This is a genomic window from Mycobacterium sp. JS623, from assembly GCF_000328565.1.
Taxonomy (GTDB): domain Bacteria; phylum Actinomycetota; class Actinomycetes; order Mycobacteriales; family Mycobacteriaceae; genus Mycobacterium.
Genome location: NC_019966.1, coordinates 5,200,471 through 5,223,489 on the forward strand (window position 1 = coordinate 5,200,471; position 23,019 = coordinate 5,223,489).

The window sequence follows — 23,019 nt, forward strand, 5'->3', positions numbered from 1 at the left end:
GCCAGCCTTAGATCGCGAACTCCGTTGAGGAGGAGCTTGTTTCGGGGGTGCGTAAGCGCGCCTGAAACAAGTATTGCACCCCTGTGCCAATGTGCCACGCAGAGATTTTGAAAGGAATTTGGCGGAATCGTTTGTATTCCAAGTTGTTTGGTGTGCGCTGAGCATAGATCAGTGGTGCTGGGCGCGGATGGTAGAAGATTGAGAATGGTTGAGCATTGTGGTGGAAATTGGGTTCTGGGTTGGGTGGATTGCGCCGCCCGGCCCATGCATGGGCTGGGTCGACGTCGTCGTCGGTCCCGAAACTTCCGCCTGAAGCAGTGCTTGCGCGGGCTTACGCTCATGTAATACCGCGTTGATCGCAGGTGGGAAGGGTCGAAACACCTTGAGCAACAACATCAATGAGCAGTGGCTCAGCCGCCAGGAACTCGCCGATCGATACAAGCTACCGGTCAAGACTCTCGCACAGTGGGCCTCGATGGGAACCGGTCCGCGCTATGCGCGTATGGGTCGACACGTTCGATACCGTCTCAGCGACATCGCCGACTGGGAGGCCGAGCGGATCCAGGACCGCCAGGACGGGACTGAGCGCGGCGCACCAACGCGTGAGGCCGCCGAACCGATCGCCAGCGCGGCACCGCGGGCCACCGACGCCGACACTGTGAGGAACCAGCGATGATTCCAATCATCTACGACCTCGCAGAGGCGGCGCGCATTCTCGGATTCTCCGAGTCGTATCTTCGTTCGAAGCTTCGCGACCGAACTTTCGCCGGGATGAAACGCGCGGGGCGGTGGGCGATGACGGAGGCTCAGATCGAAGCAGCAATTGAGTCGATGTGCATCGACGCACGGCCGACCGATCCACCGTCGCCATCCGGACTCTCCAGGCACAGTCGCTACGGCCGTCGACTCCGGCAGCACGGCGCTTGAGCAATTGCGATTCTCGGGGGAAGTGTTTGATCGTTTACCCCTTGGTCAATACGAGGTGGTGGTGGTTGTCTGATTCGAGCACCGCCAACGGCAAGGCGGACAGCACTCCGGTTGGTCGGCGGTCCGTTTCGTGTTCAGTGACGGTCTTCGTGTGGGGAGGTTGAGCCGCCGTCGGGTTTCTACGGGGAGGGAAATGGGCGCCTATCAGACCCTGGTGGTCGGCACTGATGGCTCGGACACGTCATTGCGTGCGGTCGACCACGCAGCCGCGTTCGCCGCGGCAAATAACGCGAAGTTGATCATCGCGACGGCGCACCTGCGCAATGTGGACAAGGGTGGGTGGGGAAGACCAGCCCGTCCGGACGGTGTGCTTGATGGCCGCGCCGAGGTCGTCCTCGGGGCCGAGGGCGACTACAAGATGCACGGCATGGCACCCGTATATGCGGTTCTGCGGGAGGCCAGCGAGCGGGCCAGGGCGGCTGGGGCGAGAAATATCGAGGCGCGACCGATTGCGGGTGATCCGGTACACGCGCTCTCCCGCCTCGCCAAGGAGGTTAAGGCGGATCTGTTGGTAGTCGGCAACGTGGGCCTGGGAACGCGCAGCGACAAGTGGATTGGCTCGGTGCCGGGCAACGTCTTGCGCAGGTCCAAGACCGACGTCCTGATCGTCCACACCACCGACTGAGGAATGGCTGGCTCTGTGGGGATCGAGGTTGACATTGAGGCGTCGGGTCTGCTTCACGGCCTTGAAGGAAAAGGGCGCCGGGACCGCGAAGAGCTCATTGGTTGGTTGCTTGATCGCGGCTTCAGCATGCAACAGATCCGCGCGTCGCGCGCGGCCCCCATGCTGCTGCCCTCTTACCGAGTGCTGGGCGACGATGGCAGTTTTGTGTCGGCCCGTCAGATCTGCGAATCGAGCGGCATCGATTTGGATCTCTTGCAGCGTCTGCAACGAGCGGCTGGCCTGCCCCGAATAGAGGATCCCGATGCAGCCGTTCTGCCGAGAGCTGACGTGGAGGCCGCCGCCCAAGCGAAAACCTTCATCGACTTCGGCGCTGAGCCCGATGATGCGGTGGCCGTCATGCGCGTGCTGTCTGACGGACTGCGCCGTACTGCGGCGACGATGCGTGATGCTGGTTTCAAGATTTGGGTGAAACCGGGCGCTAGCGAAACTGAGTTAGCTCAGGCCGCGGAGCGGATGGCAGAGCTCGCCGCACCGCAGCTTGGCCCACTTGTTGTAGCCATTCTCATGTTGCAACTACGCCATACGTTCGAAACAGAGTGGGTGAGCGCCGCCGAGCTGTCAGCCGGGAAACTGCCCGGCGCTCGAACAGTTGCAGTGGCATTCGCTGACCTCACGGGTTTCACTCGCTTAGGTGAGGTGCTATCTCCCGAGGAACTCGAGCATGTGGCTAGTCGTCTCACCTCACTTGCCCACGAAGTGGAGGGTGGTCCGGTTCGGTTCATCAAGACGATCGGCGACGCCGTCATGTTCGTGTGCCCTGAACCCGATCCGCTGCTGAGCGCAGCCCTCGAATTGGTGAACCTCGCGGCACAGGAGGGGTTGCCTAGGCTGCGGGTCGGCGTTGCGGCCGGGATGGCAGTCAGCCGCGCCGGTGACTGGTTCGGCAAACCGGTCAATGTGGCCAGCCGTATTACCGCAATCGCACGTGCGGGTACGGTGCTGGCCGCGGAGTCTGTGCGCCATTCTGCCGGTTCATCTTCTTTCAGATGGAGCCCCGCGGGTACACGTCGCCTCAAAGGTGTACGGGGCCAAGTACAGCTTTTCCAGGTAACCCACTTGACCAACTAAGTCCAGGTAAAAAACACCACAAACGGTCCGCTACCCGCAAGGGTGTATTGATCACGCATTCTTCGGCAGGAATGGCTTGATGAAGCCGCCTAGACGTCCCACTAAAGGACCAACAACTGGCTAAACGAGTAGTCATTGAAGTCTGGTCCACGCAATAACATGTAGTGCTCTACTTGTGCCTGGCGACGAGGTCGCGATTACCGTCTCGTTAGGTGCCATCACGAACGCCGGCACCGTTTTCATGATCGCAGTAAGACACGAAGGAAACTGCAATGGGGAACGCCAGGTTTATAGGCCGCGTCGGGGCATTAGCAGTCATGCTGGGTATCGGGCAACGTCTGTTACACGTCGACGACAGTCGCTTGTAGAGCAATTCGAACGAGTCGGTTAGCCGAGCGCCGACCCGATAGCGTCTGCCGCCGCCTGTGCGCTTCGTCGGTCGAGATGGCCGTATACGCCAATTGTCGTCTGAATGGACTCATGACCAAGGTGTTGTTGTATGACCGGCAACGGCACCCCGGCCTGAATCATCCAAGAGGCACACGTGTGTCTGAGGTCGTGCACACGCGGTGACTTCGTCAGCCCAGCCTTCATCGCACTCTCACGTCCCGGCTTCCAGCCGCCGTTGAAGAACTCCTGCGCACGAACCGGATTGCCGGCGCCGTTAGTGAACAGGAAGCCCGGCGCTGTGAGGTCGATGACCTCCAGCGCCGCCGGCGGCAGGCTGATCGTGCGGATCGATTTCTTCGTCTTGGGCGGCCCGATCTCGGGCCGGTAGTCACCGGAGTACTTCCAGGCCTTATTGATTCGGCACGTCTTGGCCTTCCTATCGATGTCGGCGGCACTAAGCGCAGTCGCCTCTGAGAATCGCATGCCGGTGGTGACCAGCCACGTGGCCAGGTTCTTCCAGCGGTCGCGTTCGATGTGGTCACGCAGCAGTCGGAACTCGTCCGGTGTGAGGAAGACCGTCTCCTCGACGCGCGTGTGCGGCAACCGTCGCCCCTGGCACGGATTGGACGGAACAACCGCAGCTCACACCGCGGCGTTGAACGCCCCGGACAGGAATCCGTGTTTGTTAGCGATGGTCTTGCCGCTGCCACCAAGCTGTTTCACCCACTTGGCGATCGTCGTCTCGGTAACGGCGGTAATAGGCATCGAGCCGAACACTGGGCCGATATCGCGGGCCACGTAGGTGCGGTATCGCGCGAGGGTGGCCGGCTGGACCCGGGTCAGGTTGTCGATGTGGGTGCGCAGCCACTCGCTGACCGTCGGGACATGGCGGCCGATCTCGTCTAACTCAATGATGCGCAGCGCCTCGTCGGGACCGTGGTCTTCCAGCAGAGTTTTGAAACGCTCTGCGGCAGGCAGGTTTTCGAACGTCAGCGAGCGCTGGCGGCCGTCCTGGCGCCACAGCACGCGGTAGGTGTTTCCGGCGCGATTCCTTTGGGCGTGGATGCTTGCCGCAACCCTTGATGTTACGTGAAGTGTTACGTCGTTCCCGACGCAACTTTGGAAAGCACCTCTGAGCTGCGTAAACTTTGTGGAGCTAAGGGGATTCGAACCCCTGACCTACTCGATGCGAACGAGTCGCGCTACCAACTGCGCCATAGCCCCTGGTACCGGTAGCACAGGCTACCAGCCTCGGCGCCGCCGCCGAAAATCGATTGGCTATTGGCCGGCAGCGTGCGGAAGGTCGAAGTCGCGCGCGAAAGGGGCGTAGTCGAGGTGCTCGAATATCGGGTCCTCGTCGTCGATCTCCAGCACCACCGAGCCAGGTCGCCGAAGCCGCGACGGAACGACGTCGAACTCGTGATCGTCGGTGTTCTCTACGCCCAGCCTCGACCGCGCGATCCGCTGGGCGCGGCGCCGCCGCAGCCGCTCCTCGATTCGGGTCTGACGACGCAGGTACGCCAGATACAGCAGTGTGAGCGCGCCAATAGATCCGCACGCCCACCACGCAATCGGGTTCAGGGTGACCCCCGCGATACCGGCGACGATCGTCGCCACCGTCAGCACCATCAGCATCCGCTTGCGGAACTTGTATTTGCGCGCGTCGATCGTGACGGCCCTGGCCTCGGCCCGCCGCCGGCGCGCGGCGCTGATCGACTCGGCGATCTGCAGATCGGTGTCCGACGGCGCCTCCAGGCCCGAGGAATCGTCGACGTACTCGTATTCGTCCTCGGTGCCATCGGGCTCGTACTCTGCATCGGGCTCGTACTCGGCCTCGGGTCCGTACTCGGCTTCCGCCTCGTCGGCGAGGAGTTCGTCGGCCCCGGGTTCCTCGCCGAAATCCAATGGCAGCTCGCCGGTTTGGCCCCCGGGCTCGTCCTCTGCGACTGCCTCGTTCGCCGAAGCGCCCACCGGTAACGCGCCTGAGTCCTCGTCGATGACGTCGACGTCGAGGTAGTCCGGCTCGCTGTCGAACTCGGACTGCACTGCCGCGACGCGCACCACCGCGCGCTCTGTCGACTCGTCGTGGGGTTCTTCGTCGAGGTCATCGTCGAGATCGTCGTCCGACGGTTGCCAGTGCGGATCGCTGTTGTGTCCGGCCGCAGGCCTGCCACGCCGTAGCAACCGCGCACCGCGGCCGGTGTTCAGGACGCGCGTCGCCAATGCCACGTCGCTGGTGCGGCGAACGGCATCGCGCTTGCTGATCAACATCGGAACCAGCACGAAGAGCCAGAGCACGACGAGGGAGATCCACAAGAGGGATTGGGGGATGCTTGGCATGGCGCCTGCTCCTTTCCCCTTCAGGCTAGGTCCGTGACCAGCGCATCCATGGGCGGCGCGCCGAGGTCAATTACACACCTGTAATTCAGCGGTGACAAGCACCATCAGTCACAAATGTCACATTGGTAACAACGGCGGCTTCTTCGCTGGCGCCGACTTCTGCACCACGGTCGTGATTTCGGCAGGCGACACAGTCCTGAGGCAGAAATCGGCGACGGAGGCCTGCTAGCGACGAATCAGGCCCACTGTGCGTGGCCTTCCCGCACCAATGCGCCCGCGGCAGAACCGTTGAGCTCTTCGGTGGTGATGGCCACCAGCAGGTGATCGCGCCAAGCGCCGTCGACGTCGAGGTAGCGCCGCAGCAGTCCTTCCTCGCGAAAGCCGACCTTTGCCAGCACTGCGCGGCTCGCGGCGTTCTCCGGCCGCACCGTCGCCTCGACCCGGTGCAGCATGACCGGCCCGAAACAGTGGTCGAGCCCCAGCGCCAGCGCGGCCGTCGCGATCCCGCCACCGGTGGCCGAGCTGGCCACCCAATAGCCGATCCACGCCGACCGCAGCGCGCCGTGCGTCACGTTGCCGATCGTCAGTTGACCGGTGAACTCCCCGTCCACCTCGATCACGTATGGCAACATCCGGCCCTTGCGGGCCTCGGACCGCAGCCCTGAACAGACCGAAGGCCACGACGAAACTGCATGTCGCACTTCCCAATTCACCTCGGTTACCGGCTCCCAGGGTTCCAGGTGTGCACGGTCGGCCAGCCTGATCCGGCTCCAGGACGATGCATCGCGCAGACGCACGGGACGCAGTCGCACCAATCCCCCTGCGACCCGCAGCGGGCCGACCGGCATCGGCCATCCGGGATGCAATGAAGTCGAACGCCACAGGTTCATGACGACACGCCGCTGTCGTTCAGCCGCGCTGCGCCAAAAACGCGACGTCGACGATCTCGCCGGTGCGGACTTGTTCGGCCTCGGTCGGAACCACCACCAAGCAGTTTGCTTCGGCGAGTGTTGCGAGCAGATGCGACGACGCTCCCGGAGCACCGCCGAGGGCCTGCACCAAGTACTCGCCGGTGTCCTGGTCGCGCATCAACTGGCCACGCAGATAGCCCTTACGGCCCGCCACTGACGAGATCGGAGACAGCGTGCGGGCCTGCACGACCCTGCGCATCGGCTGGCGCTTGCCGAGCGTCAGCCGGATCAGCGGTCGCACCATCACCTCGAAGACCACCAGCGCGCTCACCGGATTGGCAGGCAGCAGGAACACCGGCACCCCCTCAGGGCCCAGTTGGCCGAAGCCTTGCACCGACCCGGGATGCATCGCGATGCGCGTGACTTCCATGTCGCCGAGTTGGGCGAGCACCGAGCGGACGCTTTCGGCGGCGGCGCCTCCGACCGCGCCTGCGATCACCACCACCTCTGCGCGATTGACTTGGCCCTCAACAACTTCCCGCAGTTCCTTGGGGTCGGTGTCGACGATGCCGACGCGGGTCACCTCGGCGCCGGCGTCGCGGCCCGCCGCGGCCAGGGCATAGGAATTGACGTCATAGACCTGCCCGTTGCCCGGCGTCCGGGAAATGTCGACGAGTTCACCGCCGACGCACATCACCGAGAGCCGGGGCCGCGGGTGCACCAGCACGCGCTCACGACCGACGGCCGCCAGCAGACCGACCTGGGCCGCGCCGACGATCGTGCCTGCCCGCACGGCGACGTCGCCAGGCTGGACGTCGTCGCCGGTGCGACGGACGTAGGCCCCGGACCGCACGCCACGCAGCACCGTCACCCTTGACTCGCCGCCGTCGGTCCACCGCAACGGCAGCACCGCATCCGCGAGCGTCGGCATCGGCGCGCCGGTCTGCACACGTGCGGCCTGCCGCGGCTGCAGCCGGCTCGGCGTCCGGGCCCCAGCCTCGATCGAGCCCATCACCGGAAGGCTGACTTCGCGGCCTGCGTCGTCGTCAGAGTCCGAGCCGTCACCGTCATCGTCGCCACCGACGCCCAGCACGTCCACACTCCGCACGGCGTAACCGTCGATGGCCGCCTGATCGAACCCCGGCAGCGGGCGTTCGGTGACGACCTCCTCTGCGCACATCAATCCTTGGGCTTCGGCGATCGCCACCCGGACGGGTCGTGGCGCCACCGCGGCGGCCGCTACCCGGGCCTGCTGCTCCTCCACCGAACGCACTGCACGCCTTTCTGCCGTTCAGGAGCCGTCGTGGCGTATCAGCAGTCGATCAGCCCTAATCGCTCCACCAACCACCGCCGCAACTCGGGGCCGTAGTCGTCGCGCTTCAATGCAAAGTCAACCGCAGCCTTGAGATAGCCGCCAGGATTTCCGAGGTCGTGTCGAGACCCGCGATGCACGACGACGTGTACTGGATGTCCCTCCTTGATCAACAGCGCGATGGCGTCGGTCAACTGAATCTCGCCGCCGGCGCCATGCGGAACCCGCTTGAGCGCGTCGAAGATGGCACGGTCCAGCACATAGCGTCCCGCTGCCGCATACGGCGACGGTGCGTCTTCAGCCTTCGGCTTCTCCACCATGCCCTTGACGCGTAACACGTTGGGGTTGTTGGTATCTGGCACCTTCTCGACGTCGAACACGCCGTAGGCGCTTATCTCGGTGGGATCCACCTCGATTGCGCACAGCACCGAGCCGCCGCGTTTGGCGCGCACCTTCGACATGGTTTCCAGCACGCCGGTCGGCAACACCAGATCGTCGGGCAGCAGCACCGCGATCGCGTCTTCGTCGGGCGCCAGACTGCCTTCCACGCATCCGACGGCATGCCCGAGGCCAAGGGGTTCGGCCTGCACCACCGACTCGACCTTGATCAGGGCCGGTGCGCGCCGCACCTTCTCCAGCATGGACGTCTTGCCGCGGGCCTCCAGCGTCCCCTCGAGCACCAGGTCCTCGACGAAGTGGGCGACAACGCTGTCCTTGCCTTCAGAGGTGACGATGATCAGCCGTTCGGCACCCGCTTCGGCCGCCTCCGCGGCCACCAATTCGATGCCGGGCGTGTCGACGACGGGCAGCAATTCCTTCGGCACTGTCTTGGTCGCGGGCAGAAACCGGGTTCCCAAACCCGCTGCGGGGACGACCGCAGTGTGCGGAATCGGTACCTCAGGCCGTGTCATCGTTCACACCCTAACGGTCTTAGCTCGGTTAGGCCGCGAAGGATTGTATTGCGTGCGTTTTGCGACTCCTGCGAAGAGGCTGTCATCGTGGACGCCGTGGCGCACTCGACGAAGACGGAGCTACGAGCCGAGATCCTGACGGCTCGCCGTGCTCTCGCGCCTCAGCTACACGACGCCGAGGCTCATGCGCTGTGCGAACATCTTCCAACCTTCATCGAAGCCGGTGAAACCGTATGCGCCTACGTGCCTGTCGGTTCAGAGCCCGGCTCGGTGGAGCTGATCGACTCCCTGCTGCGTCGCGAAGTTCGGGTGCTGCTGCCGGTCGCCCACCACGACGCGGCGGGGTTGCCGGTGCCACTGCTGTGGGGCGAGTACCGCCCCGGCGGCCTGGTGCAGGCACGGTTCGGTTTGCTGGAGCCCACGCAGCCGTGGCTGCCCGCCGATGCCATCGCCGTCGCCTCGGCGGTGTTGGTGCCGGCGCTCGCGGTCGATCGGACCGGGGTGCGGTTGGGCCGTGGCGCAGGCTTCTACGACCGCTCGCTGCCGTTGGCCGCGCCCGCCGCGCGACTGGTGGCCGTCGTACGCGACGACGAGTTGGTCGAACGGTTGCCCGCCGAACCGCACGACGTCCGGATGACGCATGCGCTGACGCCGAACAGCGGCTTGACCGCGTTGGAGTAGCGATCAGACATGGGAATGATCGAGCCCACATAGCGGTTCTAGCACTTGAGCCGGTAGAGTGCTAAGAAGTTTGACCATCTCGGAGGTTTTTGTGCCTACCTATTCCTATGCGTGCACGGAGTGCGGCGACCGGTTCGACGCAGTGCAGGCCTTCAGCGATAGCGCGCTGACCACCTGCGCCAAGTGCAACGGTCGGCTGCGCAAGCTGTTCGGCAATGTGGGAGTGGTTTTCAAGGGCAGCGGTTTCTACCGCACTGACAGCCGCGATTCGGCCAAGAGCGCCGCGAAGAGCTCGTCGAGTTCGTCCAACGGCTCGAGCTCGGAGTCCACCGCCAGTTCGTCGTCCTCGTCGTCGGACAAGTCGTCTTCCAATGGCTCGAGCTCCAGCTCGACAAGCTCTGCTCCCGCGGCCGCCGCATCGAGCTGACGCCGCGGAGTTATCCACAGCCGCGGACGGCTTCCGCACCATGACTGTGCCGCCGCGCCTTAGCGTGGCCGCATGGGGGATTCGCTCAATCCGTCTGTTCTGAGCCGGCTGCTGGCCGCGCGGCCGGACTGGTCGCGCACGCTTGCCGCCCGCCGCACCGCCGCGGGTGCGCTGGTTATCCTGGCCGCTGTCGTCGCGCTGCGCGCCGACCCACACGGTGATCGCACCGAGATCGTCGTCGCGACGCGTGACCTTGCCTCAGGCGTCGAACTGACCGCAGACGATGTCCGGCTCGAAAACCGCACGGCGGCAACGGTTCCCGACGGCGCACAGTCGAATATCGATGCCGTTGTGGGTGCGACGCTCGCCGGTCCTGCCCGCCGCGGCGAGATGCTGACCGACGTGCGGGTGCTGGGACCTCGACTGGCCGAATCGGTGGCGGGCCCCGACGCCCGCATCGTGCCGCTCCCTCTGGCCGACAGCGCCGTGTTGGATCTGGTCCGCCCCGGCGATGTCGTCGACGTGCTCGCCGCGGGCACCGAGTCCGGTACCGACGCCAGACCGAAGTTGGTTGCGACGAATGCCGTTGTCGTCCTCGTGTCCGAGAAGCCGAAGGGCGCAGGCAATGGAAGCGACCGCGTCGTGCTCGTGGCCGTCGGCGCGCACGCCGCGAATGAGGTGGCAGCGGCGGCGCTGCTTCAGACCGTGACGCTCACCTTCCACTGAGCGCCGCCAGTGCGGCGGGACGGGCACCGGAGCCCCCAGCATCACCGCTCCGTTCGTATCGATTGCCGCGCAAGTTGATCCCGCGAAGTCAGCACCGAGCATCGACCAACCCATGCCCAACCCGACTAAGTTCGTATTTGCCGTAGACAGCACACGACTGCAGGAGGGATCTGAGCGCATGTTGAAGGGCTTCAAGGAGTTTCTCTCGCGGGGCAACATCGTCGACCTGTCCGTCGCGGTGGTGATCGGCACCGCGTTCACGGGCTTGGTCACGAAGTTCACCGAAAGCATCATCCAGCCGTTGATCAGCCGCATCGGCGCGGGCCCCGATTCCGACTACGGCATCCTGCGGATCGGCATCGGCGGGGGCCAGGCCATTGACCTGAACATCCTGCTGTCGGCGGCCATCAACTTCATTCTTGTCGCTGCGGTGGTCTATTTCCTCGTGGTCCTTCCGTACAACCGGCTTCGGAAGAAGGGGGAGGTCGAGCAGGCTCAGGACACCGAGCTGAGCCTGCTGACCGAGATCCGCAACATCCTCGCCGAGACGAACGGCGCAAGCGGCAAGACCGTGGCCGGCCCCAGCCCGGACACCGCCAAGACTACGAGCGCCGACAAATCCGAGCTCGGACAGGCAACCAGTTGATCAGCGGCGGATAACGAAGCTACCAGCAGGACTGATGACAAACCCTGTCTGGTCTCGTGTGTTGACGCATGACGTGGCCACGCCATCGGTGCCGCAGCTGATGGTGCCGACGCTCAGCCGGCTGTTCGTCGGCAACGCTTTGACTGGCTGGCCAATGTCGCCGTACAGCGGACGGTCGCCGCTAGCGAAATCAGGAGGACCTGTTGGCCCCGCACTCACAATATTCGCTCCCCTGGGAGCAGCTGGGATCGCTCCACTGCATCCGTAGCCACCATTCCGGCGATCCAGGACACACGTCAGACCTTCCGGAGTGGCAAACGCATACCAAGCGCCCTCCATCACCGAATAATCACTCGGCTTCACAGGCTGAAACGCATTGACGTTTGGCAGGACCGCGTCATCGGCCAGCGCATGTATCGGCGCCGAAAACGCGTACATTCCGATAGCACACGCGACGCTTATCAAAGTCAGTCTCGGCACCCACATACATTAACCGGCAGATGCCTGGGCCGCACGCCAGAAGCAGCCGCGGGGCCGGGGGTGTTTTGTTGGGCTTGAGCTGGGGTGTTAGTTCATGTTCCAGGGTTCGCCGTAGGTGGTGACGCTGTCGCCGGCCTTGGAGATCAGCCGGGCGAACGGACGCAGCAGCACACCACCGGCCGCACCGGTCACCGTGCCGTGCGCGTTGGACACCGCCACCTTGCCGTGCGGACCCGACACATCCACCGAGAACGTCGCCACCTCCTGAATACCCGGGCCGTTACCCAGGTCAGCGCTGATCGACACCCCCGGGAACAGGTTCGGGGTGATCACCTGAAATGTCTGCGGAACCCCGCCGCCGCCGCCGGTGAACGCTGTCGGACCGATATTCGTGTCGTCAAGCAGGATGTTCGGCGTGGTGTAGGAGAAGTTGATACCCACACCCAACGACCACGGGAAACCGATCTGGTAACCCAACTCCAGCGTGCCTGCAAACGCATCGGCACCCGGGCCGGCCACGTTGTACACCGCGCTACCGGAGTGGAACCACTCACGGGTCAGCCGGTTGCGGTCCAGGGGGAACACACCATTGAGGAAGGTGTCCCACTGCTGGATCGTCAGCGTCCGATCCTGGCCATCAACCAGGCTCAGCTCGTTGTCCAGACCTGCGTGAGAGGTGCCCGTGCTCACGAACAAAGCGGCCAACGCCGCCACCATCGCGACCAGCACCCGACTGAATGCCTTCATGTATTCCCCATCTCGTAAGGCCTGGCGTACAAACGGATGATCGCAGAGCGTGATGCAACCGTTACAGGTGTTGTAGCTGATTTCTTCCGTTACTGGGGTGGTTAACGGCAAAACAGCCCCCGGCATCTCGCCGGGGGCTGCTCCGCTATTCCCTGAGCTGGGGAGTTAGTTCATGTTCCAGGGTTCGCCGTAGGTGGTGACGCTGTCGCCGGCCTTGGAGATCAGCCGGGCGAACGGACGCAGCAGCACACCACCGGCCGCACCGGTCACCGTGCCGTGCGCGTTGGACACCGCCACCTTGCCGTGCGGACCCGACACATCCACCGAGAACGTCGCCACCTCCTGAATACCCGGACCGTTACCCAGGTCAGCGCTGATCGACACCCCCGGGAACAGGTTCGGGGTGATCACCTGAAATGTCTGCGGAACCCCGCCGCCGCCGCCGGTGAACGCTGTCGGACCGATATTCGTGTCATCGAGCAGGATGTTCGGCGTGGTGTAGGAGAAGTTGATACCCACACCCAACGACCACGGGAAACCGATCTGGTAACCCAACTCCAGCGTGCCTGCAAACGCATCGGCGCCCGGGCCGGCCACGTTGTACACCGCGCTACCGGAGTGGAACCACTCACGGGTCAACCGGTTGCGGTCCAGGGGGAACACACCATTGAGGAAGGTGTCCCACTGCTGGATCGTCAGCGTCCGATCCTGGCCATCAACCAGGCTCAGCTCGTTGTCCAGACCTGCGTGAGAGGTGCCCGTGCTCACGAACAAAGCGGCCAACGCCGCCACCATCGCGACCAGCACCCGACTGAATGCCTTCATGTTCTCCCTAGCTATGTAGACGGCAGACCGGCTAGTCCACCGTGGGTTGTCCGTGCGCGGCTCCTACCGCTAAACCACACACGACGCGTGAGTGGCATGTGACGCAAATGAGAGAGCTCACATGCTGCTCTTACGTTTCGCTCATCGTTGACACGAGGAACATAACGGGGAGGCATCGCCCCGGCAACGCGTGGGGGACCTCTGCGTCGATTCCGCCACCCCGCAATGGGAGTTTGCTGGCAGCCTGACTAGAGGGTGACACAGGATCCGCTGGGCCGATTGTGTTGCAACGACGAGGCAGCACGGCCGCTTTCGCGTCGCACATCCGTGACGGCGGCTGACGCCGAATGGGTGTCTGGCGTTTTCCGCGCTTAACGCGAAATCACAGGTCAATCGTGGTGAGGCGGGATATTGTCCCGCAACCACTGGTCGTGATCAGCAGCGTCATCCGGCGAAAAACTGTCCCGCTCGTCAACGGGTAACTCGCGCAAGGGATCCCCGAAGACCTTGTTAACTGCATCCCTGGTGCGCTTTGAACAGTCCGTCACAGCGCACTCCTTGTGTGACGAAGATCACATTTGGTCAAAGATAGCCGTTCACGTAGCCGTAACCGGCGGTACGACCTCAAAATTCGCGCAGCGCAACGCGCCACTGACCACGACGCGGCGTCTGCCTTGCGGCGGCGGTTGCGGAGCGAGACCAATCTCGTTAGATCTCCAAGCTGGATAGCTGACCGATGATCTGGACGGCCAGCGGACTCAGCGTGGCCATGCCGTCTCGGACCGCGGCACGCGAGCCCGCGAGATTAACTACGAGGGTGCTGCCGGATATCCCGGCGAGACCCCGGGAGACCCCGGCGTCGACGATTCCGGCCGAAAGACCGGAGGCACGAAGCGCCTCGGAGATACCGAGCAGTTCACGGTCGAGGAGGTCGCGGGTGGCTTCGGGGGTGACGTCGCGCGGGGTGACGCCTGTGCCGCCCACCGACACGACGAGGTCCACTCCCCCGATCACCGCTGTGTTGAGGGCGTTGCGGATCTCCACCTCGTCGGCGGAAACCACGACCACGCCGTCCACTACGAAGCCCGCTTCACCGAGCAGTTCGGTCACCAACGGACCCTCGTGGTCTTCCTCGCCATGAGCGGTGCGGTCATCGACGACGACGACGAGCGCCCGGCCCACCAACTCCCCTGGCTGTTCCATGAGTGCAACCGTATATCTGGGAAGGGACAGTGGCGCGGCCACTCTCAGTGTCGGCGGGCCGCCGGGACCCACAGTGATGGTCACTGCTGTGCCTTGCCGAGCGTGACCTGCACGGTCTGCGGCTTACCCGATGGATCCAGGTATGTCAGCGTCACCTTGTCGCCTGGCGCCTTGGATCGCACCGCGGCCACCAGAGCGTCGGCGCTGCCGATCACCCGGTCGTCCACCTTGGTGACGACGACGCCACTGGGCAGGCCCGCGGCCGCCGCCGCGCCACCGCTGGTGACCTCGACGATCTTCGCGCCGTCGACGCCCGCGTCGTTGCCCACCTGAACGCCGAGCGAGGCATGCGACGCGGTGCCGCTCTGGATGAGCTCATCGGCGATCCGCTTGGCCTGGTCCACGGGGATCGCGAAGCCCAGTCCGATCGAACCGCTCTGAGCCTGCGGACCCGCGTCGCCACCCAAGGTCGCGATGGCCGAATTCACGCCAACCAGTTCGCCGTTCATGTTGACCAGCGCGCCGCCCGAGTTGCCGGGGTTGATCGCCGCGTCGGTCTGAATGGCGTCGAGCACGGTGTTCTGGTTCTGTGCGTCGCCGCCCGCGGCCACCGGCCGGTTCAGTGCGCTGATGATGCCAGTGGTGACGGTGCCTTCCAGGCCAAGCGGCGAGCCGACGGCCACCACGTCCTGGCCCACCCGCAGGTTGCTCGACGAGCCGAGTGTGATCGGCGTGAGCCCCGATGCGCCCTGCGCGCGAACGACGGCGATATCGCTGCTGGGGTCGGTCCCGACGACCGTGAATCCCATCGTGCGGCCATCGGCGAAGGTCACTTTTGTCTGGGCGCCGCCGGCCGGGACCGGCGCGGGCGGCCCGCCTGGATTGTCTTTGGCGGCGGCCACCACATGGTTGTTCGTCAGGATCAGACCGTCCGAGGACAGGATGATTCCCGAGCCCTCCTCGGACTGCTTGCCGAGGTCGACCTCCAGCTTGACCACGCTGGGCACCACCTTGGCGGCAACTTGCTCCACCGAGCCTGCGGGCAGGCTGGCCGCGGGCACGCTTGGCGCCAATCCGGTTGCACTTGAAGTTGCCGACGGCCGATCCGGCTGCGTCAGCAGTGCCACGCCGCCGCCAATACCCGCCGAAACGATCGCGACGGCGAGCGCGCCCGCTGTCAAAGCTCCTGCACGGGAACGCTTTTGGCGCACAGGCGGCAACGGCATACCGGGCGGCTGCTGTGGCGCGCCGCGGTACGGGTCGTAGGGCGGACGGAACTGCTGCTGCGTCGCGTAGCGCCAGTCGTACGGCTGCTGCTGCGTCGGCTGCTGGTACTGCCGAGGCGCGCCGGGATAGCCGGGCGCCGCATGCTGCTCATGGCCGCCGGGCCGGTGACCCGGCGGTGGCGGCGGCGAATACCTCGGGTGGTTCGTCATGTCGCTGCGGTGCTCTTCCTGGAGTAGGTTCCGACATCTTGGACAACGACGGATGCAAGCTCAGGGTGCCCACCCGGGCTGAGAATCCACTTAGAGAACGTTCGGCACATCCCCAGACTTTCCCCCCGCGGCGCGCTGCCCCGATCAACCATTGTCGGCGCTGACCACTGGCTGGTCCACATCGGTTGGGTGTGTCGCCGCAAGCGGCCGCCCTGGCAGCACCACATGGATCGAGGTTCCGGGTGGTTGCCCGCCGGGGACAGTGTCCTCGACCCGCAGCGTGCCGCCGTGTTTGACCACCACCTGTTTCACGATGGCCAGACCAAGACCCGAGCCGGGCATGGCGCGCGCAGACGTAGAGCGGTAGAACCGCTCGAACACCAGTGCCCTTTCCTGCGGCGGAATGCCGGGACCGAAGTCGAACACCACCAGCTCGGCATGGACGGGGTCGATCTGCGTCAGCCTGACGCCGACCCGGCCGCCCGGCGGGCTCCATTTCGCGGCGTTGTCCAGCAGGTTGAGCACCGCGCGCTCCAACACGCCGCCGTCGCCGTACACCTGCCATCCGATCACCGAGACGTCGAACTCAATATCGTTGCGGCGACGGCGAACTCGTTCGAGCGACCGCTCGACCACATCGGCCATGTCAAGGGGTTCGTGGATGACGCCGCCCGCCTCGTCGCGGGTCAGATCCACCAGATCACCCACCAGTGTGGACAATTCCTCGATCTGGGCGATCACGTCGGCGCGCAGATCGGCCATCTCCTCTTCGGGCAGCGGTGGTGCACCGGGTGCCATCGCCGCCATCAGTAGCTCGACGTTGGTGCGCAGCGACGTCAACGGGGTGCGCAGTTCGTGGCCGGCGTCGGTGACCAACCGGGCCTGCCGTTCGCGCGATTCTGCCAGCGCCCGCAGCATCATGTTGAAAGCCTCGGTGAGACGGGCGAGTTCGTCGCTGCCGAACACCGGAATGGGTCTCAGGTCGTCGGTGCGGGCCACCCGTTCGGCGGCTTCGGTCAGCCGGGCCACCGGCCGCAGCCCTGCGCGGGCCACCGCTCCACCGGCCATTGCGGCCACCGCGACGCCGAGCCCACCGACGATCAGTAGCACCGTGCCCAACCGTTTGAGCACCTCGCTCGTCGGGGCCAGGCTCTTCGAGATCAGCAACGAACTGCCGTTGGTCAGGTGCAGCGCGAGCACGCGCTGGTGATTGACGGTGCGCAACGACATCAGCAATTCGCCTTGCACCACATCCTTTTCCGGCTGCCCGAGCGGCAGCGTCTGGCCTTCCTGGTTGGCCGTATAGATCGACCGGCCTGGGTTGACCAGCATGGCGTTGACATCCGAATAGGCGGTGCCCTCGATCGCCTTGCCCGGATCGGCTGCCAATGAACCACTTTCGATCAGCAGGCGGGCCCGGCTATGCAGTTGATTGTCGATGTCGTCATAGAGCGCGCGCGATACCACCGCATAGACCGCGACGGCCATCAGCACCACGACCATGGCCACCATCGACATGGCGAGCAGCATCACGCGCCAACGCAACGACAGCGAGCTGGCAGTGGCAAGTTGCGGCCGCGACTTTCTCCGCGGCCCGAACCCGAACTTCTGGGCAGACATCAGGGCGGTGTTTCACGCAACACGTAACCCACCCCGCGCACGGTGTGGATCAGTCGCGGCTCTCCTTCGGCTTCAGTCTTGCGGCGTAGATATCCGACGTACACCTCGAGAGCATTGCCGGACGTCGGGAAGTCGAATCCCCACACCTCTTCGAGGATGCGGCTGCGGGTGAGCACTCGCCGCGGGTTGGCGATCAGCATCTCCAACAACGCGAACTCGGTGCGGGTCAGGCTGATCTGCCGCGTCCCTCGGGTGACCTCGCGGGTCACCGGGTCCAAGGACAGATCGGAGAACGTCAGCGCGGGCGATTCGGCGCTGTCGTCGGGGGTCCTCCGGCGCAGCAGCGCGCGCATCCTCGCCAACAGTTCCTCGAGAGCGAACGGCTTGGGCAGGTAGTCGTCAGCGCCGGCGTCCAGCCCGGCCACCCGCTCTGACACCGAGTCGCGGGCGGTCAGCACGAGGATCGGCAGATCGTCTCCGGTGCTGCGAAGCTGACGGCATACCTCGAGGCCATCGAGCCTCGGCATCATCACGTCGAGTACGAGGGCGTCGGGCCGGTCGTTGGCGATCGAGTCGAGAGCTTCGCGGCCGTCCTGCGCCAAATCGACGGAATATCCGTTGAACGAAAGCGACCGGCGCAGGGATTCGCGCACAGCGCGATCGTCGTCAACGACAAGTATGCGCACAGCCACAGTGTCTATCGATCACCTGAGACTGGCCTGAGAGGCTCGCCGGAGCCGCCGCTACCGGCGAGATTTCGCCACCGCAGCGTGCGCGGCCGGTTAGCGGCGGTCGAGGTCGATGAGGCCGAGGCGGGCGGCCTTGAGCAGGCGCCGGGGCACCTTGTGCTGCTGACCCGCGACGGTGACATTCACCAACTCGGTACGGGTGGCTTTCCACTGCGCGCGCCGGCTACGGGTGTTCGCGCGCGACATCCTGCGCTTGGGCACAGCCATGATCGAGCTCTCCTTTTACAAGTACTGAATGCGCGCCACGCTTGGACGGGCGTCGGCAATTGTCCTTCAGGATAGCCGGTGAGCTGCATAGGCTCCAAAACAAGGGATGGCCTTTACGCGATACCGCCGGTAACCGCTAACCTACCGGTTGGTTGGTCGATGACGACGACAGGAGACTGGGTGGCCGCTTCCTCTGGTGCAGTGCGCATCGGGAACTGCTCCGGCTTCTACGGTGACCGGCTGGCTGCCATGCGCGAAATGCTCACCGGCGGTGGCCTCGATTATCTGACCGGCGACTACCTGGCCGAGCTGACCATGCTGATCCTGGCCCGCGACCGCGCCAAGGCGCCTGACCGCGGCTATGCCAAGACCTTTTTGAAGCAGCTCGAGAACTGCCTAGGGCTCGCGCTGGACAAGCGCGTGCGGATCGTCGCGAATGCCGGCGGCCTGAACCCCGCGGGCCTGGCGAGCGCGGTGCGGGCGCTGGCCGACCGACTCGGCCTGACCGTGAGCGTCGCACACGTCGAGGGCGACGACCTGGTGGCGAGCGCCGAGGAGTTGGGCTTCGGCACTCCGTTGGCGGCCAACGCGTACCTCGGGGCATGGGGCATCGCCGACTGCCTGCGCGGCGGCGCCGACGTGGTGGTGACGGGACGCGTGACGGATGCGTCGGTGATCGTTGGCCCGGCGGCCGCGCATTTCGGCTGGGCACCGACGGACTATGACGCGCTAGCGGGTGCGGTGGCCGCGGGCCACGTCATCGAGTGCGGCGCGCAGGCCACCGGCGGGAACTACGCCTTCTTCACCGAACTCGCCGACCTGACACATCCCGGCTTCCCGCTCGCCGAGATTCATGCCGACGGCTCGTCGGTGATCACCAAGCATCCCGGCACGGGCGGCGCGGTCACCGTCGGCACGGTCACCGCCCAGCTGCTCTACGAGATCGGCGGTGCACGCTATGCGAATCCCGATGTGACACTGCGTGTCGACACCATGGAGCTGTCCGACGACGGACCCGACCGGGTGCGGATCAGCGGCGTCAAGGGTGAGCCGCCACCGCCCACGCTCAAGGTGTCGCTCAACAGCATCGGCGGCTTCCGCAACGAGATGGCGCTTGTGCTCACGGGTCTGGACATCGAGGCGAAGGCCGAACTCGTGCGCAGGCAACTGGAAACCAGCCTGACGGTCAAGCCTGCGGAGATGGAATGGACGCTGGCCCGCACCGACCACGCCGACGCTGACACCGAGGAAGCCGCCAGCGCGCTGCTGCGCTGCGTCGTCCGTGATCCCGACCCTGCAAACGTGGGACGCCAATTCTCTTCGGCGGCAGTCGAACTCGCACTCGCCAGCTATCCAGGATTCACCAGCACGTCACCACCGGGCGACGGCCAGGTGTACGGGGTGTTCACGCCCGGCTATGTGGACGCCGCCAAGGTGCCGCATGTCGCTGTGCATGCCGATGGCACCCGGGTAGACATTGCGCCTGCGGCCCAGACGCTGGAGCTTGCGCCGGTCCCACCGTTCGCGCTTCCCGAGCCGCTGCCATTCGGTGAGACGCGGCGAGTGCCGCTCGGCGTGATCGCGGGCGCGCGCAGCGGCGACAAGGGCGGCTCCGCCAACGTCGGAGTCTGGGTGCACACCTCAGAGCAGTGGCGCTGGCTCGTACACACACTGACCGTTGAGAAACTGCGTGAGTTGTTACCCGAGACAACCGATTTGGATGTGACCCGGCATGTACTGCCGAACTTGCGGGCCGTCAACTTCGTGATCGACGGCATCCTCGGCCAGGGCGTCGCGTATCAGGCGCGGTTCGACCCGCAGGCCAAGGGGCTCGGCGAGTGGCTGCGCAGCCGTCACATCGACATACCAGAAAGTCTGCTATGAGTATCTGGCACACCCCCGAGCGCGAACAGCTACGAAAGACCGTGCGCGCCTTCGCCGAACGTGAGGTCCTGCCGCACGTCGACGAGTGGGAGCAAAGCGGCGAACTCCCCCGAGACCTACACCGCAAGGCCGCCGAAGCCGGGTTGCTCGGCGCCGGCCTGCCCGAAGCTGTGGGTGGCGGTGGCGGCGACGGTGCCGACGCCGTGATCATCTGCGAGGAAATGCATTACGCCGGTTCGCCCGGCGGCGTGTTCGCGTCGCTCTTCACGTGCGGGATCGCGGTGCCACACATGATCGCCTCCGGGGATCAGCGGCTGATCGACACGTACGTGCGGCCGACGTTGCACGGCGAGAAAATCGGCAGCCTGGCCATCACCGAGCCCGGCGGCGGCTCGGACGTCGGGCACCTCACCACGCGTGCGGTTCGCGACGGCTCAGGAAATGGGGACTACATCATCAACGGCGCCAAGACGTACATCACCTCGGGGGTGCGCGCGGACTACGTCGTGACGGCCGCCCGCACCGGCGGCCCTGGCGCGGCGGGGGTTTCGCTGATCGTGGTCGATAAGGGCACACCAGGTTTCGAGGTCAGCCGCAAGCTCGACAAGATGGGCTGGCGCTCGTCGGACACGGCCGAGCTGTCCTATACCGATGTGCGGGTGCCTGCAGCCAACTTGATCGGCGGCGAAAACACCGGTTTCGCACAGATCGCGGCGGCGTTCGTATCCGAGCGTGTTGGCCTTGCGGCACAGGCGTATTCGAGCGCGCAGCGCTGCCTGGACCTCACCGTCGAATGGTGCCGCAACCGGGCAACCTTCGGACGGCCACTGATTTCGCGTCAGCAGGTCCAGAACACGCTGGCGGACATGGCCAGGCGCATCGACGTGGCGAGGGTCTACACGCACCACCTCGTGGAGCGGGAACTGGCGGGAGAGAGCAATTTGATCACCGAGGTGTGCTTCGCGAAGAACACAGCGGTCGAGGCGGGCGAATGGGTCGCCAACCAGGCCGTGCAACTGTTCGGCGGCATGGGCTACATGACCGAATCCGAGGTCGAACGCCAGTACCGCGATATGCGCATCCTTGGCATCGGCGGCGGCACCACCGAAATACTGACCGCGCTTGCGGCTAAGACGTTGGGATTCCAGTCATGACACAAGCGAGAAGCGGAGCGAATCGCCCATGACTCAGTTGCGCTCGACGCTTGACGCGGCGTCACCGGCCTATGCCGAGGCTGCGTCGGCGATGACCACCAAGCTCACCGAGATCGATGCCGAGCACGCCAAGGCGCTCGCCGGCGGCGGTGAGAAGTACGTCCGGCGTCATCACGATCGCGGCAAGATGACCGCGCGCGAACGCATCGAGATGCTGCTCGATCCCGATTCGCCGTTCCTGGAATTGAGTCCACTGGCGGCGTGGGGAACCGCCTTCAACGTCGGCGCCAGCATCGTGGTGGGCATCGGCGCCATCGAGGGCGTGGAGTGTCTGGTCGTCGCCAACGATCCGACCGTCAAGGGTGGCACCAGCAACCCGTGGACATTGAAGAAAATCCTGCGGGCCAACCAGATTGCGATGCAGAACCGGCTGCCGGTGGTGTCGCTGGTCGAATCCGGTGGCGCCGATCTGCCAACGCAGAAGGAAATCTTCATCCCCGGCGGTCAGATGTTCCGCGACCTGACCCGGCTGTCCGCAGCTGGTATCCCGACCATCGCGCTGGTGTTCGGCAACTCAACGGCAGGCGGCGCCTACATCCCCGGCATGTCCGACCACGTCGTGATGATCAAGGAACGCTCGAAGGTATTCCTGGCCGGGCCGCCGCTGGTGAAGATGGCGACCGGCGAGGAATCCGATGACGAATCGCTGGGCGGCGCCGAAATGCACGCCAGGACTTCGGGTTTGGCCGACTACTTCGCCGTCGACGAACTCGATGCCATCCGCATCGGTCGGCGCATCGTCGCCAGGCTCAACTGGCGCAAACAGGGCCCGACTCCCGGCCCGGTGACCGAGCCGCTGTTCGACGCCGAGGAACTGTTGGGCATCGTCCCGTCCGATCTACGCATCCCGTTCGATCCTCGCGACGTCATCGCCCGTGTCGTTGACGGTTCGGAATTCGATGAGTTCAAGCCGCTGTACGGGTCGTCGCTGGTGACCGGCTGGGCGAACCTTTACGGCTATCCGATCGGTATCCTCGCCAACCACCGGGGAGTGCTGTTCTCCGAAGAGTCGCAAAAGGCCACCCAGTTCATCGAGCTGGCCAACCGTTCGGACACGCCACTGTTGTTCCTGCACAACACCACCGGCTACATGGTCGGCAAGCAGTATGAGGAAGGCGGAATGATCAAGCACGGCTCGATGATGATCAACGCCGTGTCGAACTCGACCGTCCCGCACATCTCGCTGCTCATCGGTGCCTCCTACGGTGCGGGCCATTACGGCATGTGCGGCCGCGCCTACGATCCGCGGTTCCTGTTCGCCTGGCCGAGCGCGAAGTCCGCGGTCATGGGCGGCGCACAGCTCGCGGGCGTGTTGTCGATTGTGAGCCGCGCCGCCGCCGAGGCGCGCGGCCAGCAGGTCGACGAGAACGCCGACGCCGCGATGCGGGCTGCGGTCGAGGGACAGATCGAGGCCGAATCGCTGCCCATGGTGCTGTCCGGGATGCTGTACGACGACGGCATCATCGACCCTCGTGATACCCGCACCGTGCTGGGAATGTGCTTGTCCGCCATCGCCAATGGCCCGATCAAGGGGACGTCGAACTTCGGCGTCTTCCGGATGTGAGCCCAC

At 65.0% G+C, this 23,019-nt stretch carries 23 protein-coding genes and 1 tRNA gene; 10 read left to right on the plus strand and 14 right to left on the minus strand.

Going from position 1 to position 23,019, the window contains the following annotated elements; translation table 11 throughout:
* Positions 1 to 382: 382 nt before the first annotated feature.
* The 3 genes from MYCSM_RS38430 to MYCSM_RS25320 all read left to right on the plus strand — a co-directional run bounded on the left by MYCSM_RS38430 (position 383) and on the right by MYCSM_RS25320 (position 2,740).
* Positions 383 to 676: a helix-turn-helix transcriptional regulator gene (locus MYCSM_RS38430; RefSeq protein WP_015309018.1), complete on the plus strand. Its 294-nt coding sequence runs from the start codon at positions 383 to 385 to the stop codon at positions 674 to 676.
* Between the two features lie 444 nt (positions 677 to 1,120).
* Positions 1,121 to 1,612, plus strand: a complete 492-nt coding sequence (locus MYCSM_RS25315) for a universal stress protein (protein ID WP_015309020.1) — start codon at positions 1,121 to 1,123, stop codon at positions 1,610 to 1,612.
* Positions 1,613 to 1,627: 15 nt separating this feature from the next.
* Positions 1,628 to 2,740, plus strand: coding sequence for an adenylate/guanylate cyclase domain-containing protein (locus tag MYCSM_RS25320; RefSeq protein WP_157681395.1), 1,113 nt, complete (start codon positions 1,628 to 1,630; stop codon positions 2,738 to 2,740).
* Positions 2,741 to 3,127: 387 nt separating this feature from the next.
* Here the strand turns inward: MYCSM_RS25320 and MYCSM_RS36235 are convergent, their stop codons facing one another.
* From MYCSM_RS36235 to MYCSM_RS25350, 7 genes are all read right to left on the minus strand, one after another.
* Positions 3,128 to 3,733, minus strand: coding sequence for a site-specific integrase (locus MYCSM_RS36235; protein WP_083906341.1), 606 nt, complete (start codon positions 3,731 to 3,733; stop codon positions 3,128 to 3,130).
* 39 nt (positions 3,734 to 3,772) lie between these two features.
* On the minus strand, positions 3,773 to 4,156 hold the full coding sequence (locus MYCSM_RS36240; RefSeq protein ID WP_157681396.1) for an N-terminal phage integrase SAM-like domain-containing protein: 384 nt from the start codon (positions 4,154 to 4,156) through the stop codon (positions 3,773 to 3,775).
* Positions 4,157 to 4,281: 125 nt separating this feature from the next.
* Positions 4,282 to 4,354 (minus strand) — tRNA-Ala (locus tag MYCSM_RS25330).
* 54 nt (positions 4,355 to 4,408) lie between these two features.
* Positions 4,409 to 5,470 carry a divisome protein SepX/GlpR gene (gene sepX, locus MYCSM_RS25335; protein WP_015309022.1) on the minus strand — a complete coding sequence of 354 codons (1,062 nt, stop codon included), beginning with the start codon at positions 5,468 to 5,470 and terminating at the stop codon, positions 4,409 to 4,411.
* A 236-nt stretch (positions 5,471 to 5,706) separates the two neighbouring features.
* Positions 5,707 to 6,360: a GNAT family N-acetyltransferase gene (locus MYCSM_RS25340; RefSeq protein ID WP_041312667.1), complete on the minus strand. Its 654-nt coding sequence runs from the start codon at positions 6,358 to 6,360 to the stop codon at positions 5,707 to 5,709.
* Positions 6,361 to 6,379: 19 nt separating this feature from the next.
* On the minus strand, positions 6,380 to 7,654 hold the full coding sequence (glp, locus tag MYCSM_RS25345; protein WP_015309024.1) for a molybdotransferase-like divisome protein Glp: 1,275 nt from the start codon (positions 7,652 to 7,654) through the stop codon (positions 6,380 to 6,382).
* 38 nt (positions 7,655 to 7,692) lie between these two features.
* The gene (locus MYCSM_RS25350) at positions 7,693 to 8,604 is read right to left on the minus strand and encodes a UTP--glucose-1-phosphate uridylyltransferase (RefSeq protein ID WP_015309025.1); all 912 of its coding nucleotides are present in this window, start codon (positions 8,602 to 8,604) and stop codon (positions 7,693 to 7,695) included.
* Between the two features lie 87 nt (positions 8,605 to 8,691).
* Here MYCSM_RS25350 and MYCSM_RS25355 point away from each other — a divergent pair, with 87 nt between their 5' ends.
* From MYCSM_RS25355 to mscL, 4 genes are all read left to right on the plus strand, one after another.
* Entirely contained in the window at positions 8,692 to 9,285 is a 594-nt protein-coding gene (locus tag MYCSM_RS25355) for a 5-formyltetrahydrofolate cyclo-ligase (RefSeq protein ID WP_015309026.1), read from the plus strand.
* 91 nt (positions 9,286 to 9,376) lie between these two features.
* Complete coding sequence (locus tag MYCSM_RS36245; protein ID WP_015309027.1) at positions 9,377 to 9,712, plus strand: FmdB family zinc ribbon protein; 336 nt, start codon at positions 9,377 to 9,379, stop codon at positions 9,710 to 9,712.
* A gap of 72 nt (positions 9,713 to 9,784) precedes the next feature.
* Entirely contained in the window at positions 9,785 to 10,438 is a 654-nt protein-coding gene (locus MYCSM_RS25360) for an SAF domain-containing protein (protein ID WP_015309028.1), read from the plus strand.
* A gap of 178 nt (positions 10,439 to 10,616) precedes the next feature.
* A complete protein-coding gene (gene mscL / locus MYCSM_RS25365) occupies positions 10,617 to 11,084 on the plus strand; it encodes a large-conductance mechanosensitive channel protein MscL (RefSeq protein ID WP_015309029.1) in 468 nt (155 codons plus the stop codon).
* A 567-nt stretch (positions 11,085 to 11,651) separates the two neighbouring features.
* Here mscL and MYCSM_RS25375 read toward each other — a convergent pair.
* From MYCSM_RS25375 to rpmF, 7 genes are all read right to left on the minus strand, one after another.
* A complete protein-coding gene (locus MYCSM_RS25375; RefSeq protein WP_015309032.1) occupies positions 11,652 to 12,311 on the minus strand; it encodes an MspA family porin in 660 nt (219 codons plus the stop codon).
* Between the two features lie 165 nt (positions 12,312 to 12,476).
* Positions 12,477 to 13,136 carry an MspA family porin gene (locus MYCSM_RS25380; protein ID WP_015309032.1) on the minus strand — a complete coding sequence of 220 codons (660 nt, stop codon included), beginning with the start codon at positions 13,134 to 13,136 and terminating at the stop codon, positions 12,477 to 12,479.
* A 708-nt stretch (positions 13,137 to 13,844) separates the two neighbouring features.
* A complete protein-coding gene (locus MYCSM_RS25385; RefSeq protein ID WP_198345120.1) occupies positions 13,845 to 14,387 on the minus strand; it encodes a MogA/MoaB family molybdenum cofactor biosynthesis protein in 543 nt (180 codons plus the stop codon).
* Positions 14,388 to 14,419: 32 nt separating this feature from the next.
* A complete protein-coding gene (locus MYCSM_RS25390) occupies positions 14,420 to 15,775 on the minus strand; it encodes a S1C family serine protease (protein WP_015309036.1) in 1,356 nt (451 codons plus the stop codon).
* A 144-nt stretch (positions 15,776 to 15,919) separates the two neighbouring features.
* The gene (locus MYCSM_RS25395; RefSeq protein WP_015309037.1) at positions 15,920 to 17,395 is read right to left on the minus strand and encodes a HAMP domain-containing sensor histidine kinase; all 1,476 of its coding nucleotides are present in this window, start codon (positions 17,393 to 17,395) and stop codon (positions 15,920 to 15,922) included.
* Entirely contained in the window at positions 17,395 to 18,081 is a 687-nt protein-coding gene (locus MYCSM_RS25400; RefSeq protein ID WP_041312672.1) for a response regulator transcription factor, read from the minus strand. Before MYCSM_RS25400 ends, MYCSM_RS25395 begins: the two co-directional genes overlap by 1 nt.
* 96 nt (positions 18,082 to 18,177) lie before the next feature.
* Positions 18,178 to 18,351, minus strand: a complete 174-nt coding sequence (gene rpmF, locus MYCSM_RS25405) for a 50S ribosomal protein L32 (protein WP_015309039.1) — start codon at positions 18,349 to 18,351, stop codon at positions 18,178 to 18,180.
* Between the two features lie 201 nt (positions 18,352 to 18,552).
* Between rpmF and MYCSM_RS25410 the strand changes: the two genes are divergently transcribed.
* From MYCSM_RS25410 to MYCSM_RS25420, 3 genes are read left to right on the plus strand one after another with little or no spacing between them, the layout of a single operon-like run.
* A complete protein-coding gene (locus MYCSM_RS25410; protein WP_198345121.1) occupies positions 18,553 to 20,235 on the plus strand; it encodes an acyclic terpene utilization AtuA family protein in 1,683 nt (560 codons plus the stop codon).
* Positions 20,232 to 21,389 (plus strand): acyl-CoA dehydrogenase family protein, encoded by a 1,158-nt coding sequence (locus MYCSM_RS25415; protein ID WP_015309041.1) that lies wholly within the window; start codon positions 20,232 to 20,234, stop codon positions 21,387 to 21,389. Before MYCSM_RS25410 ends, MYCSM_RS25415 begins: the two co-directional genes overlap by 4 nt.
* A gap of 28 nt (positions 21,390 to 21,417) precedes the next feature.
* The gene (locus MYCSM_RS25420) at positions 21,418 to 23,013 is read left to right on the plus strand and encodes an acyl-CoA carboxylase subunit beta (protein WP_015309042.1); all 1,596 of its coding nucleotides are present in this window, start codon (positions 21,418 to 21,420) and stop codon (positions 23,011 to 23,013) included.
* Positions 23,014 to 23,019 lie beyond the last annotated feature (6 nt).